Annotated in this window: 14 protein-coding genes, 1 tRNA gene and 1 pseudogene; 6 read left to right on the top strand and 10 right to left on the bottom strand. The window is 48.1% G+C overall.

Annotated elements, in window-relative coordinates:
- Positions 1-460: 460 nt before the first annotated feature.
- The 6 genes from HQ49_RS07140 to HQ49_RS07115 all read right to left on the bottom strand — a co-directional run bounded on the left by HQ49_RS07140 (position 461) and on the right by HQ49_RS07115 (position 8296).
- Complete coding sequence (locus HQ49_RS07140) at positions 461-1696, bottom strand: nucleoside permease (RefSeq protein ID WP_039419249.1); 1236 nt, start codon at positions 1694-1696, stop codon at positions 461-463.
- A gap of 104 nt (positions 1697-1800) precedes the next feature.
- A complete protein-coding gene (locus HQ49_RS07135; RefSeq protein WP_039419248.1) occupies positions 1801-3168 on the bottom strand; it encodes a DUF4270 family protein in 1368 nt (455 codons plus the stop codon).
- Between the two features lie 104 nt (positions 3169-3272).
- Positions 3273-4088: a glycogen/starch synthase gene (locus HQ49_RS07130; protein WP_039419247.1), complete on the bottom strand. Its 816-nt coding sequence runs from the start codon at positions 4086-4088 to the stop codon at positions 3273-3275.
- A gap of 355 nt (positions 4089-4443) precedes the next feature.
- The gene (locus HQ49_RS07125; protein WP_026292340.1) at positions 4444-5115 is read right to left on the bottom strand and encodes a porin family protein; all 672 of its coding nucleotides are present in this window, start codon (positions 5113-5115) and stop codon (positions 4444-4446) included.
- A 63-nt stretch (positions 5116-5178) separates the two neighbouring features.
- The gene (locus HQ49_RS07120; RefSeq protein WP_039419245.1) at positions 5179-6684 is read right to left on the bottom strand and encodes an amino acid ABC transporter substrate-binding protein; all 1506 of its coding nucleotides are present in this window, start codon (positions 6682-6684) and stop codon (positions 5179-5181) included.
- A gap of 352 nt (positions 6685-7036) precedes the next feature.
- Positions 7037-8296, bottom strand: a complete 1260-nt coding sequence (locus tag HQ49_RS07115) for an aspartyl protease family protein (protein ID WP_235290086.1) — start codon at positions 8294-8296, stop codon at positions 7037-7039.
- 494 nt (positions 8297-8790) lie between these two features.
- Between HQ49_RS07115 and HQ49_RS07105 the strand changes: the two genes are divergently transcribed.
- Together HQ49_RS07105 and HQ49_RS07100 are read left to right on the top strand one after the other, a co-directional pair.
- Positions 8791-9753: a choice-of-anchor J domain-containing protein gene (locus HQ49_RS07105; RefSeq protein ID WP_160224184.1), complete on the top strand. Its 963-nt coding sequence runs from the start codon at positions 8791-8793 to the stop codon at positions 9751-9753.
- Between the two features lie 380 nt (positions 9754-10133).
- Positions 10134-10206, top strand: a tRNA-Pro gene (locus HQ49_RS07100).
- A 141-nt stretch (positions 10207-10347) separates the two neighbouring features.
- Here the strand turns inward: HQ49_RS07100 and HQ49_RS07095 are convergent.
- The 4 genes from HQ49_RS07095 to HQ49_RS07080 all read right to left on the bottom strand — a co-directional run bounded on the left by HQ49_RS07095 (position 10348) and on the right by HQ49_RS07080 (position 13389).
- A complete protein-coding gene (locus HQ49_RS07095) occupies positions 10348-10533 on the bottom strand; it encodes a hypothetical protein (protein ID WP_018965864.1) in 186 nt (61 codons plus the stop codon).
- A gap of 21 nt (positions 10534-10554) precedes the next feature.
- Positions 10555-11445 (bottom strand): TraB/GumN family protein, encoded by an 891-nt coding sequence (locus tag HQ49_RS07090; RefSeq protein WP_039419239.1) that lies wholly within the window; start codon positions 11443-11445, stop codon positions 10555-10557.
- A 23-nt stretch (positions 11446-11468) separates the two neighbouring features.
- Positions 11469-12239 (bottom strand): 16S rRNA (uracil(1498)-N(3))-methyltransferase, encoded by a 771-nt coding sequence (locus tag HQ49_RS07085; protein WP_039419237.1) that lies wholly within the window; start codon positions 12237-12239, stop codon positions 11469-11471.
- A 163-nt stretch (positions 12240-12402) separates the two neighbouring features.
- Positions 12403-13389, bottom strand: coding sequence for a hypothetical protein (locus tag HQ49_RS07080; RefSeq protein WP_152569154.1), 987 nt, complete (start codon positions 13387-13389; stop codon positions 12403-12405).
- A 124-nt stretch (positions 13390-13513) separates the two neighbouring features.
- Here HQ49_RS07080 and HQ49_RS07075 point away from each other — a divergent pair, with 124 nt between their 5' ends.
- The 4 genes and pseudogenes from HQ49_RS07075 to HQ49_RS12730 form a co-directional block, all read left to right on the top strand.
- Positions 13514-14515 (top strand): M28 family peptidase, encoded by a 1002-nt coding sequence (locus tag HQ49_RS07075; RefSeq protein ID WP_039419234.1) that lies wholly within the window; start codon positions 13514-13516, stop codon positions 14513-14515.
- A 23-nt stretch (positions 14516-14538) separates the two neighbouring features.
- A complete protein-coding gene (locus HQ49_RS07070) occupies positions 14539-14964 on the top strand; it encodes a SufE family protein (protein WP_039419233.1) in 426 nt (141 codons plus the stop codon).
- Positions 14965-14967: 3 nt separating this feature from the next.
- Entirely contained in the window at positions 14968-16368 is a 1401-nt protein-coding gene (gene hemG, locus HQ49_RS07065; protein ID WP_039419232.1) for a protoporphyrinogen oxidase, read from the top strand.
- A 499-nt stretch (positions 16369-16867) separates the two neighbouring features.
- Positions 16868-17183: pseudogene (locus HQ49_RS12730) on the top strand (IS3-like element ISPg5 family transposase); the annotation flags it as partial.

Below are 17183 nucleotides of genomic sequence, written 5' to 3'. Positions count from 1 at the left end.
CTTTTTTGAGGATTTTATGTTTTCCATTGAATCCAAAGAGATTCGAGGCAATTATACAGAAAGGTTGAAAAGCTTACATTCTATGATAGAAGGGAAGATATAGCCCCCTCTACGCTATATCAATTCTCGGAAAGAATCGATAGCCTTTGAATCCTTCTTCAATAGGATGAGAAGCAGAGCAGGTATTTAGACCTCGTATACAGTTCTATATACCCTCTGATAGATTGGTTGCAACAGTACAGTCTCGGATAACAGCTCTTCACCTCACAAAAACTGTGTATATGAGGATAAAAATGACAATGAAATATCGCCTAAGATTCACATCTTAATCGCAAGAGAAGAAGCGAGGAACAAAAAGATCCGATCCACTTGTTTCGATAGTCTATTCGTTTCGATATATACCGAATCTCTCACCTTCTCTGCCGATGCTCCGCCCTTCGCCAGAGAACAGCCGGGACCCCTAAGATCGAGAGACGGGACTGCTGCTTTCCGGCTTGAAAAAGATGGCAAAGAGGATGGTAATGAGCAATGCATAAGCCGCAAAAATATACCATACCGTGCTCCAAGCCGTATGACCGGCATCCGTAAAGCGATCCACCACCCAACCGCTGGCAATTCCCCCGATGATGGCTCCGATACCATTGGTCATGATCATAAAAAGGCCTTGAGCAGCTGCTCGAATCGAGGGCGTAGTCTCTCGATCGACAAACATGGAACCGCTGATATTGAAGAAATCGAAGGCCATACCATATACGATCATTGACAGAACCAGGAAAATGAAGCCGCTACCCGGATTGCCAAGACCAAAGAAAGCGAAACGCAACACCCAAGCCAACATACTCATAAGCATCACCCGTTTGATCCCGAAACGTCCCATGAAAAACGGAATGGCCAAAATGAAAAGAGTCTCGGAAATCTGTGACAAAGAAAGCAACACATTGGGATGCTGCACGGCAAAGCTCTCGCTATAAGTATCTGCGAAATCGGACAAAAACGGATTGCCGAATGTATTGGTGACCTGAAGGGCTGCTCCCAATAGCATGGCAAAGAGGAAGAAGACTGCCATACGACGTTGGCGGAAAAGGACAAAAGCATCCAGCCCCAAAACGGCAAGCACCCCCTTCTTCTTGCTTTCTTTTGCCGGAGGGCAGTGAGGCAGGGTAAAAGCATACAATCCCAATGCAAGGGAAGCCACAGCACTGACATAGAATTGCATACTGCTCATTACCCATCCGCATATATCGACAGTCCACATGGCCAAAATGAAGCCGACAGTACCCCATACGCGTATAGGAGGGAATTCCCGCACTATATCCATACCGGCTTTCTCCATAGCAGTATAGGCTATCGTATTGGTGAGAGCGAGAGTAGGCATATAGCTCATGCAGAGCAGGAGCATAACAGGATAAAAAACGGAGTAACTACTCAGCGTGGAAGCATAAACCAGCAATATGGCTCCGATCAGATGGCACACACCCAAGAGTTTTTGAGCAGCCACGTACTTGTCCGCCAGAATACCCAGCAAACCCGGCATGAAAAGAGAGGCAATGCCCATCGTACCGTATATGGCACCTATTTCCAAACCGGAATAATGCAGTACGCTCGCCATATATCCTCCAAGGGAAATCAGCCAAGCTCCCCAAATGAAAAACTGCAGGAAGTTCATCAGGATCAGACGGTATTTCAATTGCTTCATGATGAGTGTGTGATTGTAGTTGTTACGGAAGACTGAAAAGAAAAAGCCCTTCGACGGCACCGAATCCCGAATCGAAAGGCTTATTCCGGAGCGTATAGCACATATCAGTTATCAGTATAGGTCATACTGTAGACTCCTATACGCGCTGTTTTATCTTTTTTTCCAAGTAGTAGTTTCACGCCTGACGGGAACATGAAATTATTCAGCTGAGAGGTGTACATTGAGCCACCGGCTCCTGCAGTCTGACGCTTCACAGGCAGCAGTACGAGAACAAGATCCTTATTGATATAAGGCTTACCCTCGGGGGTCTTCTCCGTATTGTTCTTAATATGCTCCATCAACAGGCGGCTGATATTGCTAAACCGATACTCCCGTTTCTTAATGTTGTATATGGTCGAGAGGAATGCAGTGCGGGGCTGCATCAGCTCGGTCTGTTCTTGCTCGAAGAAGTTTCTCACCGAATCCTGCGGCAAGAGCAACAAGTAGGAGGGCGGACTCAGCATCAAGCCCTCAGAAGGCTTCGAAGCACTGATATTGAACTGCGCTTCACCGATTTGCCAAGCCAAAGAGGAAGACAGATTGCTCGTGAAAGCATCCGTAAACTGTTCTTTGCTGATTGTCAGTTGCGTCATCACCCCTGCCGGACTCTTCACACAAGTGAGAGAGTCATTCTCCTGCAACAGGTGGGATATTTGGGAGTTCTTGATATGATTGACCTGATAGGATTCGCTCGTATTTACGAAAGTCTCTGAAGCCGTTGCGGTAGAATCGGCCGCAACCTTGTAGCTATAGAAGATGGCCATCTGCGTATTGTACACGCTGAGCACAACTCCCGTACCCGTCGTCGTAGTCACATACAGACCGCCCAACACATTATTATAGAAGCTCTCCTGCGTATCGAAAACACTTGGGTTGTTTACCGAGAGATCGTATATCTTTTGGCCGATCTCATTGGGCAAGGGAATTCTTACGCGGTGGAATGCCGAGTCGTTGCCAGCCTTGAATGTTTGCGAGGCTATGATCTGCGTTTCGTCCAGCAGGGAGGCCAATTCCTGTGTGGAGTAGTATGAGGGAGGAATGGCTTTGTTGATTTTATAGATCGAAACCTTCATGATAGACGTGGAGTCCCCCGCCCAACTGTCATAGTTGATACTGAGCTTCACGGAGTCGATCTTCCCATCTTTGGGCGGATACTTGAATTTGAAATTCCTCGGACTCTTGAACTGCATGATGTAGTCAGCCTTCAAGTCGCCATATTCGGGATCCGTCAGATCTCCCAGCAGGGTATAGTTCGTTCGGTTGTATATATCGCCCATCGGTATCGTCTTGACAGAAAATTCGAGCGTATCCACTCTGGCCGAAACCGGATCCGAAGGTGGCTGGATAGAACCTCCGATCGGAGACAGATCATCATCGCAGGCTGCCGTGAGGAAAGCCATTAACGAAAAAACAAGAAGAAGGTATCTCTTCATAATAATGGTGAATCGTTGGGGGGTTTGCGTGGAAAGGCAGATAATTAACGCTAATCGCTGCCTGCATATTGTTTTTACGGCGCGGTCAGGCAGAATGAGACAAATCAGTTGGCCGTCAAAAGATCGCTATAGAAGTTGTCGAAAGCCTCTTCATAGTTCTCTTTCCCTTGGTATGGGAGGAAAGCCTTCCCCTCCAAAGAAGATATATAGTCGGTCAGCTCCGGTGCTATGGTCTCCGATCCCTGAATGACACCGTCGGCATATCGGATGGCCAGACGGCTCAGAGCCAAATAGTCGGATGACTGCTCCATTACGGACAGGTCATCGGCCGTGATCTTGTCGAATCCGAGCTTACCGAAGAGGGTCTCCGGGATCACTCCCTGTCCGGCATCATCGTAGATGGAGTAGACCACTTTTGCTTTTTGCAGGCAGGGGTCGTCCACATACATCTTCTTCAGATACAAGGCAGCCAACGCCGTGAACCAGCCATGACAATGGATGACATCGGGGATCCAACGCAGTTTCTTGATGGCCTCGAGTGCTCCCCGCACGAAGAAGATGGCTCGCTCATCGTTGTCATTCTCCTGTTTAGGCTTGATGTCGTACATCGTCTTGCGCTTGAAGAAATCATCATTGTCAATGAAATAGACCTGCATGCGTGCCGACTGGATGGAAGCCACTTTGATGATCAGCGGATGGTCGTTGTCGTTGATGATCATATTGATACCGGAAAGGCGTATCACCTCGTGCAGCTGGTTGCGACGCTCATTGATGATACCATAGCGGGGCATAAAAATGCGCACCTCGTTGCCTCGCTCCTGAATGGTCTGAGGCAATTTGCGCGAAACGACCGATATGTCCGTTTCCGGCAAGTAGGGGAAAATTTCTTGGGATATGTAAAGAACTTTTTTGGAATCCATTCTTTTACCGTCATCTACGTTTCTTGCAAAGGTACAAAAAAAACTCATCGACAAGATAAGGAAGAAGTACGTAAAGCTCTCTTAGATAAGTATAAAAAGAAAAATACACCCAAGTATCGCAGCACATAGCCAACTATTATAGCAGATAGAGTAAGCCGATTCCGCAGGGAAGGCAGACAAAAAACTAAACAATCTGATCAAGCATAAGGCGTAATGATAAAGGCACAAATAGATTAATAGATTTTTAAGAAAAAAAGCGAGAAGGCCAAAGAATAGCCCCGCCCCGTTTGGGAAAAAACAAGAAACGAATTGCCACACAAAAAGGCCATCACGCCCCCTTAGCAGAATCGACGGTTTAAAGACGGAAGAGATAGTTGAGCTTTATGCTCAGAGTCAGGTTCGACGATTTGCCATGAGGATCCTGCTGGCGGTTGTTGAGGAGATCGTGGAAGCCATAGTACAAACGCCCTTCCATCTCAAAAGTTCCCAGACGACTGGCATCGAATCCGAAACCAGGTCCACCGGCCAGTCCCCACTCGAAACGACCGTGTAGGCCTTGCGCATAACGTCGCAGCTGTAGTTCGGTGAAGTCCGAGCCTTGCTTGACGGGTTTCTCTGATACGATGAATCCAAACTGAGGCCCCAAATTGAGAAAGGCATAGAGACCTCTTTGCCGAATTTTGACATGTGTGAGCAGGGGTATCGTCACACAATCGAACGTGCGGCGATAGGCATTGTCAGGTTTTCCCTCGAATTTTTCTTCCCAACCCAGCCGGACATAATCCACTTCCATCTGGAAGCCGGCTTTCAAGGCTCCTGTACTTTCCTCGTTTACCCGAACAATGAGACCACCCGATGGCGCCAACAACATCTTTTGGTCCACTGAGGGGTTGAAGAGTACCTTGTTGGCGGATACGCCTCCCGCGAGTCCGACCTGCACACGCAATGACCGCTTGGCCGTTTGGGCTTCGACCAAATTGACCAGAGATAGGAAAATGAAAAGACTGATACTTATTCTCAGAAACATGATTTTCTTCAGATAGAGTTGCATAGACAGTCGAACATTCGTCCACTCGTCATGAAAGAGCAACTATTGAGATATGGCCACACGATCCACCCCTCCATCGGCTCTCAGGGTAACGATGAAGAGGTTGAGATTCACAAAGCCGCCATCGCCTTTTATCTCACGGAATTGGAAGTCTGTCTGCAATCCCGTGGAGGGGAGCATGGGGAGGTTGTTCCTAAGTGAACGGCCATAGGAGGCTAAGCCCCCGATAAAATAGCTGGTAATATCGTAGCCCAGAACGCTGTACTTGGGGAAGCCACCAGACACCTTATGATCGTACCAGGCATAATATTGCGAAAGGAATTGTTCGCTTTCGAGGTTTGCTGGATTGAAATAGAAGGAAGAGTAGAATGAAGAGCCGTATTTCCTCATTCGCCCTTGCATATCTCTGTCGAAGGACTGCCACTCAGGGTAGCCAAAGAAAGTTAACTGTTCCGCCTTGCCATTGCCATCCGCCAAATAAAGTATACGACGAAGGATGCTCTCTCTCGCCATGCAGGGCATTATCACGATACGGGAGTCGGAACGAAGCAGCTTGACCAATTCGCCCTGTTCTGTATCGGAAGAAATCTTCGTATAGGATTTGCCTGCCTTGTCCATCTCGGACATAATGAAGGCGGCACAAGGCTCAACCGATCCCGAACCGGTGACGAACACAACGGTTCTATCGGCATATCGCTGCATAAAGAGCTTGGCAACCTGCGGATAGAGGTATTCTTGGGGAGGATTGATCTGGAAGAGGTTGGCCGAAGCCCTGCCGGCTATTTTACCGGAGCTGAACGGAACCACGTAGTTGATACCGCGCAGGTCTGCATAGCGTGAAATAGCAGCTATCTGGTCGTTGGAAGTGCCCCCGATAAGGAGGTGACAGTTATTGAGTTCGCCACTATGGATTACATCCTCTGCATCAGAAGCATTGGATACATCATAAACGCGCAAGGTCACCGAAACGCCCCGTTTCTTCAGACGATTGAGCCCCATCAGCATACCTTCGTAAAACTCCACATATCGCTGTGTATTGCCCGACAGCGGGAGCATCAGACCGACTTCTATAGTTTCGGACTGTACCGACATGGGACTGGAGGCCATAGAGGTAGAGTCAGCCTTGGGAATACGCAGCTTCCTACCGGCGGGGAAGTTAGAGGCTGATATACCCGGATTGGCCCTCATCAGATCGTCTTCGCTCAACTCATATTGCCTGCTGACAGAGTAGAGCGTTTCCTGTGGCTGGATAATATGTTCACTCGGGAGAGCAGCTGCTGAAACTCTGCTATTGGACTTGATCGGCTTGGCCGGAATAAGCAAGGTCTGTCCTTCTCTAAGCCCCTGTTTGGCCGATGGATTGAGCGCATAAATATCTTCCTCCGAGAGACCATACTGACGCGCCAGTCCATAGACGGTCTCTTTGGCTTGCACCACGTGTACCTTTGTCCTGCTACGCGTCTGAGCAGCCATCGACATGGCAGACATCATCACACAAGCCATCAGCAGGATATAAAAACCTTTTATCCGGAATACATGATTTGTCATGATTTACCCCCTTCTTTTTTAGTCCTATCTATTAGGTGAGATGGGGCAAAGGTAACAATAACGACACTGCAGACAAATGTGTTATCCTCTTTACAAATCCCCATATCAGAGAGCTACATGGATTAATCTCTTCATTATAACAGGCCCATAACTATACGAAAAATCATCCGGATATCATAGAAGCATTTTGAGAGATTAAATTAAAATGATGGACTTACCACTCGGCTTGAGGATATCCTATACTTCTTTCAAATTCTAAATAATATTCAGCAAGACAAACAGCTCAAATCAAAAGCCATTTCAATGTCGAAAGACAAGGTTGCTTAAGGGACAGACAATGTCACACACTACATCATTTTATTAGCAATAATTCCTTGCGTTGATAGCTTACCAAAGTCAGCTGTTTCGACAGAAACTCGTACCCAATAAGCCCATTAATTTTCAGACCTTTATCCTCGTTTAAATGAGAGATATCACTAAAAACAGTTTGTGATTTTTTGAACAAGGTTGTTCCGGCATAGAATTCTTTCAATTGAGCATGAGTGACATCTTTCTTGTTTTTAGAAGCTCCACCTAAACTTTTTGTCGTTATTCCCTCCAAATTATCTTTCACTTTAGCGAAAAGGGTTATATCCAAGAGATTTGCTCCCGCACCACAATCAATACCCAATTTATAATAATCATCTCCTATCCTGATCTGCATAATGGGGATGTGGCCTCTCCATTCAAGCGGAAGAGTTTCAATAAGGTGTTTAGATAGTTTTTCTTTTCTGTATGTTTCGAAATAATCCGGATTGATCAGTATGACAACATTCCTGGCATAATCATACAGCACATCGTATTTACTCAAGAAATCATGGCCGATCAGTCCGTAAATCTGCCTACCTTCGCTCTCCAAGTGTGATATGTCATTCGTAAGCATATCTTTCCGATTGACACGGATTCCATAAAAGTCAATGCTCATATTGACAATATTTGTTCCTGATAAACTCTCGTCGTGAACTCCTTTAGCAGTACTTAAAACAGTTTCCTCCTTTTCTGTATCGACTGTGTCTTTCTCGATATATTTCGAATTAATGATGGTAAATCCAGATCCACTATCCAATATGAAATCTTGCTCTTCTCCATTGACAGATGCCTTGACAACAATCAAATTTCCCATTCTTGTAAATGGAATTTCTATCACATTACTCAGATTGTATTCTATTTTGGAAGGATCTACCTTGGCTGTTTTTACCACGATTTTTAGTAGTTCCATTCTTTTTATCCTATTGTTTTGATCAAACTCGAACAACGCCTGTTTCTTTCCGTGTTTCTCATATTCAACATCGTAATTAAAAGTCAAGTCAACGTTTCCTGTTACTTCTGTCAGTATGAAACTCTCGATGTTTCCCAAATTACTAACCAACTGCGCCAATACCGTTTCTACTACGGGTGAAGATTGACCTGCAATTTTAAAGTTTTCCGCCAGATATGGCCTTATTTGCTCCATGTTCTGTTTGCTAACGGCATCAAAAACAACACCGACAATTCTTTCACATTCGGTTCTATCTTGCGCAAAAACCGTTATGGTAAAGAATACGGGAAAAATCGACAATAAGATTCTTTTCATAACTATTACATTAATTTTCATTGTGTTCTCGGCAAACTATAACGCATTCGGCAAGAATGTGAGAAAAGCAGGGAAGCAGCAGAATGGGCGATTGCATTAATGTGCTGGCGGGAACATTTTTCACCCTTGGCTGTATGCCAAAGGTATCTACTGCAGACGTCCTTCCCAAAAAAGATAAGCACAAGCTGTATCAGCACATAGCAAACAAAGGAATCCATGCGTTCAAGTACTTGGCTTGCAATATAGTAAAAAGAATATTTCGTAATACAACTGTGATCATTCTCCGTAGTAATATACACTCCAATATCAAGTACAACACTATTGTAAATTTTGACCATCAGGTATAATTGCATACTTTTAGCGTCTTAAGTAAGAGTCACAGATCGCATCAGTTTTTTCTAACAACTAAACTATTTCGACAAAGAATGAAAAAATTAAACTACTTATTTTTATTTGCCGTTTTATTCACCTTATTCTGTTCAGGACAAAAAGCAGTGGCACAAGGTGTAACACTTCCTTATCTTGAAGGTTTCGATGAAGGAATCCCCTCCACATGGACTATCAAGGATGCCGATGGCGATGGATGGTGTTGGCTCCACGGGGTTCCTACATCTTTCCAGAACACTCAGCATGGCAATGGTATGATGGCATCCTTTTCTTGGAGTGGCGGACAGCCTTTGAAACCGGACAACTGGCTGATTTCTCCCATAGTGACCGGTGCGACCTCTGTGAAGTATTACGTAGCTGTAAACACCCTATATCCTAATGAGCACTATGCTATCATGGCTCAGCTGGAAGGGCAAGAGGATTATATTGTTGCCTTTGAAGAGACGCTCACCGGGACAAGAGCACAAGGGCCATTCTTCGAACGAATGGTGAATCTTCCGGCCGGCACGCAACGAGTGGCTTTCAGACATTACCAGTGTACCAATCAAAACTTCCTTCACATCGACGAAATTTTGTTCATGGGCAACGGGGCGCAGCACAACCCTGTCATGAATTTGCAAGCGAGCGTAGCAGACAATGGGACTGACGTGCTACTCCAGTGGAAAGCCCCTGTTTCAGACGAAACCGACTTCTCCTACGCAGTGTACCGTGATGCAGCAAAGATTGCGGAAGGCCTGACCACTACTACATACACGGATGCGAATATGGCTAACAAGCAGCATGAATACTGCGTAGAAGTAAAATATACCAGCGGTGTATCGCCGAAGGCCTGCACCAAATTCGTACCCCAAAGTGCTCAAATGATAGCGGTGCAAAAGCCTTATACGCTGACGGTGACAGAAAACACGATCACGGTATCTTGCTCAGGCAAAGCCACCATCTACGACATGAAGGGACGGCAATTGGCTTCGGGAACGAATAAAGTAGTCTTTACGGCTCAGAACAATGTATATGTCGTAAGGATCGAAATAGATGGTAAGACCTACGCAGAAAGAATTTCCGTCAAATAATCCGCATCCGATTCAAAATTCATATTTCCTGATTCGATCTTAGACTGAACAGGGGTGTGCAAAAATCGCGCTCACTGCGATCGTAGCACACCCCTTTCCTTTTTCCAAGATTTGACGGACAGCTCTGTTTTATCACCTCGTGAAGAGACCCTCCGAAGGCTGCGAACTATAAATAAATCGAAAACTATCTGTATACAAATCGGAAATGTTTTATATACAAATCGTTTGATGACCTCTTCTGAAAAGACTTCCGAACTAAATTGGTATTACCGCATAAAAGTCATGCGAACGGAGTACTCGTTTTTTGATGAAACTGCCCTGACAAAAAGAGAGAAAAAACGCTACTGAATAAGAATAATTGCTATATTTGCGTCCGCTATCGGGATGTAGCACAGTTGGTAGCGCGCCACGTTCGGGACGTGGAGGTCGGAAGTTCGAGTCTTCTCATCCCGACAACGCCGTCAATATTCCTTCGGGATTATTGGCGGCGTTTCTTTATTTACAGCAAGGCAAGTGCTTTCTATTGCCCCAACAGAAAGCACTTTCTCTGAGTGTATTTTAGTCTTAGGACTGATAAGATCAGGAGGGAAAAGCCTACATGTTTTTGCCGAAAAAGAACTGCATCAGCAGCAAATTCAGCACAAGCAATGCACCTCCCATCAGGACGATCTGACGTTGTTCCGGCTTAGGCAACAGGAAATAGGCGACTATACCGGCCACGAAGATGAGCAATATCAGAAAAGTGATGACGCGTGTAATGCGTGATTTGCGGAGTTTCATTTTCTTATGTCGTTGTTGTTATCAAAGTGAAAAGGGGCGGAGTTTGTAGCCACGGGTGCGAAGTTCCTGTACCAGCCCTTTTGCGCCGATGAGGTGGCCGGCTCCTACAGCTATGAGAGTGGGCTTTGCAGACAGTAGAGCCGGTATCTTTTCCATCCATCGTGCATTGCGCTTATAGACCAAACGCTCCATATCCTGAGGTGTCATATATTGACCTTCGAACACGCCTTCTATCTGCTGAGCCTTATAGTCACTGACAAGTTTTACTAAAGGATTCTGCTTCTTTTGCATATCTCGAATTGTCTTAAGCAAGTCTTGTGCTTGCTCTTTCAGGCCTTTGGAAAAGAGGAGATATTGCATAGCATCCCAAGCCTCATCCTGCGTTTCGAAAAACACCGCCTCTTTTCCGTCAGCGAGTCCATGAACGACAACGCCTACATCCATCGGCTCCTGCCCTTGGAGACGCATAGATTCTAATCCGAGACTGATAAAGAATGAGAGGATAGAGGGGCGGAGGGGTATCTGATCCACAGAACCCATACCGGCGGATTGGAGGAATTGGTTCAATTCCTGTAGCTCTTCAGGAGAATAAAGCATGGCATAAGTGGTATCGCTCGGCAGCATCATGTTTGCTTGCAGGCGCGGCATCAAGGCTGTCAGGGATTCGGGACGAACGTCATGCTCGATGACTACCTGACGGACAGACGCGTATGCATCCTTATAGCCGGAGATACTATCCATATAAGTATAAGGCACTATATGACATGTACCGAGTAAATAGCTCGGTTCGGTCAGCCCGTTTCCGGAAATTTCCCACAGGATGGCATCGCGTTTGCCGACTTCCTGTGCAGAGACACAGTAACCGATGAGGAGAAAGAGCCAAAAGAGAATCGTTTGTCTTGTCTTCTTCATAATTGTATCAATGTCGTTAGGGGTTATACAATAACATCATTCTCCAATCTGGAAGCAGGGCGGGAACAGGCTTGCAGTGTATGTATCCACTGGCAAGCAACGAGACCGGCCGTTTCCGTTCGCAGGCGACTCTCTCCAAGAGAAACGGGTGCAAATCCGGCAAGCAAGGCAGACTCCACTTCAGACGGAGAGAAGTCTCCTTCCGGCCCTATCAGAATCAGCACATCCTGTCCTGCGCGGTAGAAATCCGACGGATAGCCTCGCCCTTTAGCTATTTCGGCTCGAACGGCTTCGTCCACATAAGCGATAAGGCGAACGGCGGTATTCGAAGTATCGGCTATTACGGTTTGTATCGGGATATTGACTCGAATCACGGGAAAGGAGGCTTTGAGCGACTGCTTCATCGCACTAATTGCGATGCGCTCCAAGCGTTCCGCTTTGATACGCCTACGCTCGGAATGTTCGGATTCGATAAAGACCACTTCGTCCACCCCTATTTCTACTAACTTCTCCAGCATCCACTCCATCCGCTCGCTCTGTTTGGTGGGGGCAATAGCTATGGTAATTCTGCCTCGCCAAGGTTTTTGCCACGACTCCTGTCCGCACACGCTTACATAACAGCTCTTGCGATCGGCAGTTTCTATGACCGCATCGAAGAATGAACCTCGCCCGTCGGTCAGACGGAGACGATCGCCTGCCTGCATACGCAGGACGCGCAAGATATGGCCGGCTTCGTCGTCAGGCAGCCTGTCGGACTGCTCTATATCGGGAGCATAGAATAAGGGGAGGGACATACTGAATCATTCTACCATAGTTTCTGTACCAAAAGTAGTCCATTCCAACCGAATAGAACCATCGGCAGCGCGAAAGGCGAATCAAGAAACGGAAAAAGGGTGCACCGGATTCCTCTCCGATGCCCTCCTTCTCTATCCCAAAGGATATAGCCGACAGCTTATTTTATTGCGGTCTGACTTTCCGTGCAAATCGGTCATTCACGCTCACCATTACAGCCTCCCCTGCAAGCTGCGTGCGTGGCAAGCGAATCGTCACTTCTCTCTCGGTTGAGACTACTTCTCGCAGCAATGCACCGGACAGAGAATGGATCCGTATCGTATTGGACTGCGATCCGCTCGGGCAAAGGATGCGAACGACGTCGCCTTCGCATGTAATCTGATACGGGCTATCCTGCTGAAGAGCCTCCTGCATAGCAGCCGGTACTTGATGGATCACGCACCCCAGATCAGGATACTTGACGTAGCTGTTGCCTTCGCTATCCTCGAAACAGATCAGCTCGTTCGGGATACCTCCGTCCATCCCCAGAGGATAGGGGTCAAAGCCCTGTGTGTCGCCTATACCCTCGATCCATACGTAGTGTATGTTAGACGCATAAGGATCTTCTCCATCATAGAAACCGTTGATGTAATAGAAACGTCTTTGTTTCCCTGCAAACTCTTGCTGCTCGATTTTGGCAATGATAAATGACACCTCCGGTATGAGTTGGAACGTGTAGCCCTTGAAGACTTGCCCAACGGGTCGGTTATAATCGAACACCTCGTACTCAACGCTGCTTCCAAAGACGCGGAACACCTTTCCCGTCTCCGGTTCTTCTCGCATAAAGATCGAGGGTAATACAGGATCTTCGGCATTCGTCGGGAGCACATCTATACGTACATATGCTTTGTCATCGATTACAACCGTCTCCACGGCCTTGTATTCATAGGTTCTTTTCTCATGCATAATATCGGGCATACCGACCGCTCCGGTTTTGTGAACCACGTTCCATTTATTGCCCACGGAAACAAGTGGGATTTGCCCCGATCTCGGAGCCGGTGCCGTACGATGCTCTTCGGTGGCAGATTGCTGAGCACACAAGGGGGAGATTGCAGCCCCGACACCCAAGACCGCGGATAGAATTAAGTACTTGGCCCTCATAAACCTTGTCATTTTTTTAGGATTGGTTTGACGATGCGTCATAAAGATATAAAAATTGTGTGCCTATTCATAATTTACGAACGGCAATTCGTCAAAATTCCCCACCTTTGCCCTGCACTATCAGGGAAAGAACGATATGAAAAGACTGATAACAACAGGAGCAGCCATTTTACTGGCCGCTACACTATCTGCCTGCAACGGCAATAATACAAGCGACACCCAACACGATCGGGCTGAACAGGCCGAAACGGTGCAAGCTGATCTCTTCTCGGCCGACTCGGCTTACACCTTCGTGCAGCGTCAGGTGGACTTCGGCCCTCGCATCCCCAGCACAGCTCCGCATCGAGCCTGCGGCGATTGGCTCGTGGCTACGCTCCGCAGCTTTGGAGCCACGGTGCAAGAGCAGACAGCCGAAATCAAAGCGCACGATGGCACCATGCTGCCCATGCGCAATATCATAGCCTCATACCACCCCGAAGCCACGAGACGCATATTGCTGATGGCTCACTGGGATACCCGGCCGGCCTCCGATCAGGATGCCAATCCGGCTATGCACACAGAGACTTTCGATGGTGCGGACGATGGCGGCAGCGGAGTAGGCGTATTGCTGGAAATAACACGCTATCTGGGACAACAGAAGGATTCGGGCATGGGCATCGACATCGTATTCTTCGACACAGAGGACTACGGCAGCTATGGCGATGACGAATCGTGGTGTCTCGGATCACAGTATTGGAGTCGCAATCCGCACGTAGCAGGTTACAAAGCCGAAGCCGGCATCCTGCTGGATATGGTTGGTGCCGAAGGAGCTACGTTCTATTGGGAGTACTTCTCCAAGAGCTATGCCCCGGGGTTGATCTCTGCCGTATGGCAGACGGCAGCCGAATTGGGATACGGCAGCTACTTCATCCAAGCCGATGGAGGGGCCTTGACGGACGACCATGTACCTGTGATCAAGAATTTGGGGATTCCCTGCATCGATATTATCAATTACTCGTCCAAAAACGAACATGGCTTCGGCGACCACTGGCATACCCAGAGGGACAATATGCAGATCATCGACAAAAATGTACTCGATGCCGTGGGCGAAACAGTCATTCGATATTTGGACGAACAGGCGAAAGCCGCTTCACACTGACTACTCACTCATTAGCTTACCCCATGCCAAGTATAAACGAAATACAAGATCAGATCATCGAGGAGTTCTCCGCCTTCGATGACTGGATGGACCGTTATCAACTGCTAATCGATATGGGCGGTGCCCTACCCGAACTGGACGCTGCGGACAAGGTGCCGGAGAACATTATCGAAGGTTGCCAGAGTCGCGTATGGATAGCAGCCTCCCTGCAAGACGGTAAGGTACACTACCGCGCCGATAGCGATGCCCTCATCGTCAAAGGGATAGTCGCCCTACTGCTACGGATACTGAACGATCAGAAACCGAAGGACATCATTTCGTCCGACCTCTACTTCATTCGCGAAGTAGGGTTGCAAGATCATCTCTCCCCGACGCGCTCGAACGGCCTCGTCTCGATGCTCAAGCAAATGCGTTTCTATGCCCTTGCCTTCGAAGGTGGGGAGGCCTGATTCATGGGTGATCGTCTGACCGTCATCATAGGTGCCGGACTCACCGGCCTGACCACAGCCGCCTTCCTCAGAGCTGCCGGCAGGCCTGTTCTGGTTTTGGAGCAGTCAGCTCATATCGGCGGACAGATACGCACCCTCCGAAAGGACGGGTTTGTCTTCGAAACAGGGCCGAATACCGGCACGATCTCCTCACCGGAAGTAGCCGAGCTATTCGAGTTGCTCGGATTGGAACCTGAGATAGCCACGCCCGCAGCCGCCAACCGCCTGATATGGAAAGGCGACAGACTGCATCCCCTCCCACGGAACTTTGCCGAGGCTGTCAGTACACCCTTGTTTTCCCTATGGGACAAATGGCGCATCCTCGGCGAACCCTTTCGCCGGAGGGGCGGACAGCCCAATGAAACGGTCGGATCCTTGGCTCGTCGCCGACTGGGCAAAAGTTTTGTGGACTACGCAGTCGATCCTTTCCTCGGTGGCATCTATGCCGGAGATCCCGACCAACTGGTTACTCGCTTTGCCCTGCCCAAACTGTACGATCTGGAGCAGCGATACGGCAGCTTCGTGCTCGGAGCCATCCGAAAAGCCAAAGAGCCACGAAGCGAACGCGACCGCAAAGCCTCCCGCAAGATCTTTTCCGTGCAAGGAGGGCTGGGTGTCTTGATCGAAACTTTGACGGACTATATCGGACGCGAACACATCCTCACAGAAACGCAAATCCGATACATCAATCACCCGGGAGCACACACCTTCGGCCTTACCTATACGGATGCTTCGGGAGAGGAGCACACCATTCCATGCCGCCACTTGGTGAGCACGGTGGCAGCGCGCCATATCCCCACACTGTTCGACCACTTCCCGGCGGACGAATCAGCCGTGTTCGAGCAGCTCTATTATGCCCCCATGATAGAGATTGCCGTAGGCTTCCGTCGGGATGTGGCCACCCACCTGCCGGCTTTCGGCTGCCTGATCCCTTCAAGGGAAAATCGTCGCATCCTCGGTATCCTATTCCCTTCGGACTGTTTCCATGGCAGAGCACCGGAGGGGGGCGCACTCTATTCCATATTCATGGGCGGGGTGCGGAGTGCTTCGCTCATAGACCTTTCCGACGAGGAGATCAGCACGATCGCAATGGAAGAGCTGCGCGATATGCTGCACATACCTCACACCTGTAGGCCGGATCTGCTGCACATCTCACGCCACCGCCATGCCATACCGCAGTACTACGCCGATACGGAACTTCGGCTGGACATCATTCGCCGAATGGAAATGCGCTGGCCGGGCTTACATTTAGGGGGTAATATGCGTGGGGGCATAGGTATGGCACATCGTATCTCACAGGGTGTGGAAATGGCTCGAAGTATCATAGAAGAGACAGCCATTGCCGAACGAGCCGCCAAAGGCTGATCAGGAGATTCGCTTTTTCCCTCACCGCGAGCTACAGCCCAATCGGCCGGTATTTATTTTCACCCTGTTCTATTTAGTCCAACGCATATCTTCCGGACTAATTCATAAGCCCAACAAACCAAGCAAACTACTGCTCCCCTACCATATACGTTACGTTCGAGAAAATAGCTATTTGGCGTTCTGTGACGTGTACTGAAAAAAGTTGACAGTGGGCGGGATGCAACCAGTATCCATTATGGGCAAACATTTAAGCAACTTTGAACGCCTTGCCATCCTAGAGGNTGACGTGTACTGAAAAAAGTTGACAGTGGGCGGGATGCAACCAGTATCCATTATGGGCAAACATTTAAGCAACTTTGAACGCCTTGCCATCCTAGAGGATTACCTCTCGGGAGCAGAGAGCAAAGCAGCCATTGAGCAGAAATATGGGCTAAGTCATGGTCTCATTCGCTCTTGGCTTAGTAAATTTGGACTCGAAGATAAAGTTCATCCGGTCCCNAGCAAAGCAGCCATTGAGCAGAAATATGGGCTAAGTCATGGTCTCATTCGCTCTTGGCTTAGTAAATTTGGACTCGAAGATAAAGTTCATCCGGTCCCAATGAAAGCGTCCCAATCCCCCCAGAGTGAGCTGACCCTCAATGAAAAAGAAGAGTTGGAGCAACTACGTAAAGAGAATCGTATCCTCAAGAGTCGTCTCAAGCGAGAAGAACTAGGTCATCAAGCCTACAAGCTACTTGTTGAGTTGGCAGAAGAAACCTACGGCATCCGGATACGAAAAAACTCCGAAGCCAAGTAGTTCAGCGTTTATCAGAGCC

The sequence above is a fragment of the Porphyromonas gulae genome, assembly GCF_000765945.1.
GTDB classification, from domain to species: Bacteria; Bacteroidota; Bacteroidia; order Bacteroidales; family Porphyromonadaceae; genus Porphyromonas; species Porphyromonas gulae.
Note: the sequence above shows the minus strand (reverse complement) of the source record. Positions and strands in the feature narration are given on the sequence as shown.

Coding starts and splice junctions, on each gene's coding strand:
- HQ49_RS07140 (WP_039419249.1), bottom strand. CDS start 1,696: ATGAAGCAATTGAAATACCGTCTGATCCTGATGAACTTCCTGCAGTTT.
- HQ49_RS07135 (WP_039419248.1), bottom strand. CDS start 3,168: ATGAAGAGATACCTTCTTCTTGTTTTTTCGTTAATGGCTTTCCTCACG.
- HQ49_RS07130 (WP_039419247.1), bottom strand. CDS start 4,088: ATGGATTCCAAAAAAGTTCTTTACATATCCCAAGAAATTTTCCCCTAC.
- HQ49_RS07125 (WP_026292340.1), bottom strand. CDS start 5,115: ATGTTTCTGAGAATAAGTATCAGTCTTTTCATTTTCCTATCTCTGGTC.
- HQ49_RS07120 (WP_039419245.1), bottom strand. CDS start 6,684: ATGACAAATCATGTATTCCGGATAAAAGGTTTTTATATCCTGCTGATG.
- HQ49_RS07115 (WP_235290086.1), bottom strand. CDS start 8,296: ATGAAAAGAATCTTATTGTCGATTTTTCCCGTATTCTTTACCATAACG.
- HQ49_RS07095 (WP_018965864.1), bottom strand. CDS start 10,533: ATGAAACTCCGCAAATCACGCATTACACGCGTCATCACTTTTCTGATA.
- HQ49_RS07090 (WP_039419239.1), bottom strand. CDS start 11,445: ATGAAGAAGACAAGACAAACGATTCTCTTTTGGCTCTTTCTCCTCATC.
- HQ49_RS07085 (WP_039419237.1), bottom strand. CDS start 12,239: ATGTCCCTCCCCTTATTCTATGCTCCCGATATAGAGCAGTCCGACAGG.
- HQ49_RS07080 (WP_152569154.1), bottom strand. CDS start 13,389: ATGACAAGGTTTATGAGGGCCAAGTACTTAATTCTATCCGCGGTCTTG.
- HQ49_RS07075 (WP_039419234.1), top strand. CDS start 13,514: ATGAAAAGACTGATAACAACAGGAGCAGCCATTTTACTGGCCGCTACA.
- HQ49_RS07070 (WP_039419233.1), top strand. CDS start 14,539: ATGCCAAGTATAAACGAAATACAAGATCAGATCATCGAGGAGTTCTCC.
- hemG (WP_039419232.1), top strand. CDS start 14,968: ATGGGTGATCGTCTGACCGTCATCATAGGTGCCGGACTCACCGGCCTG.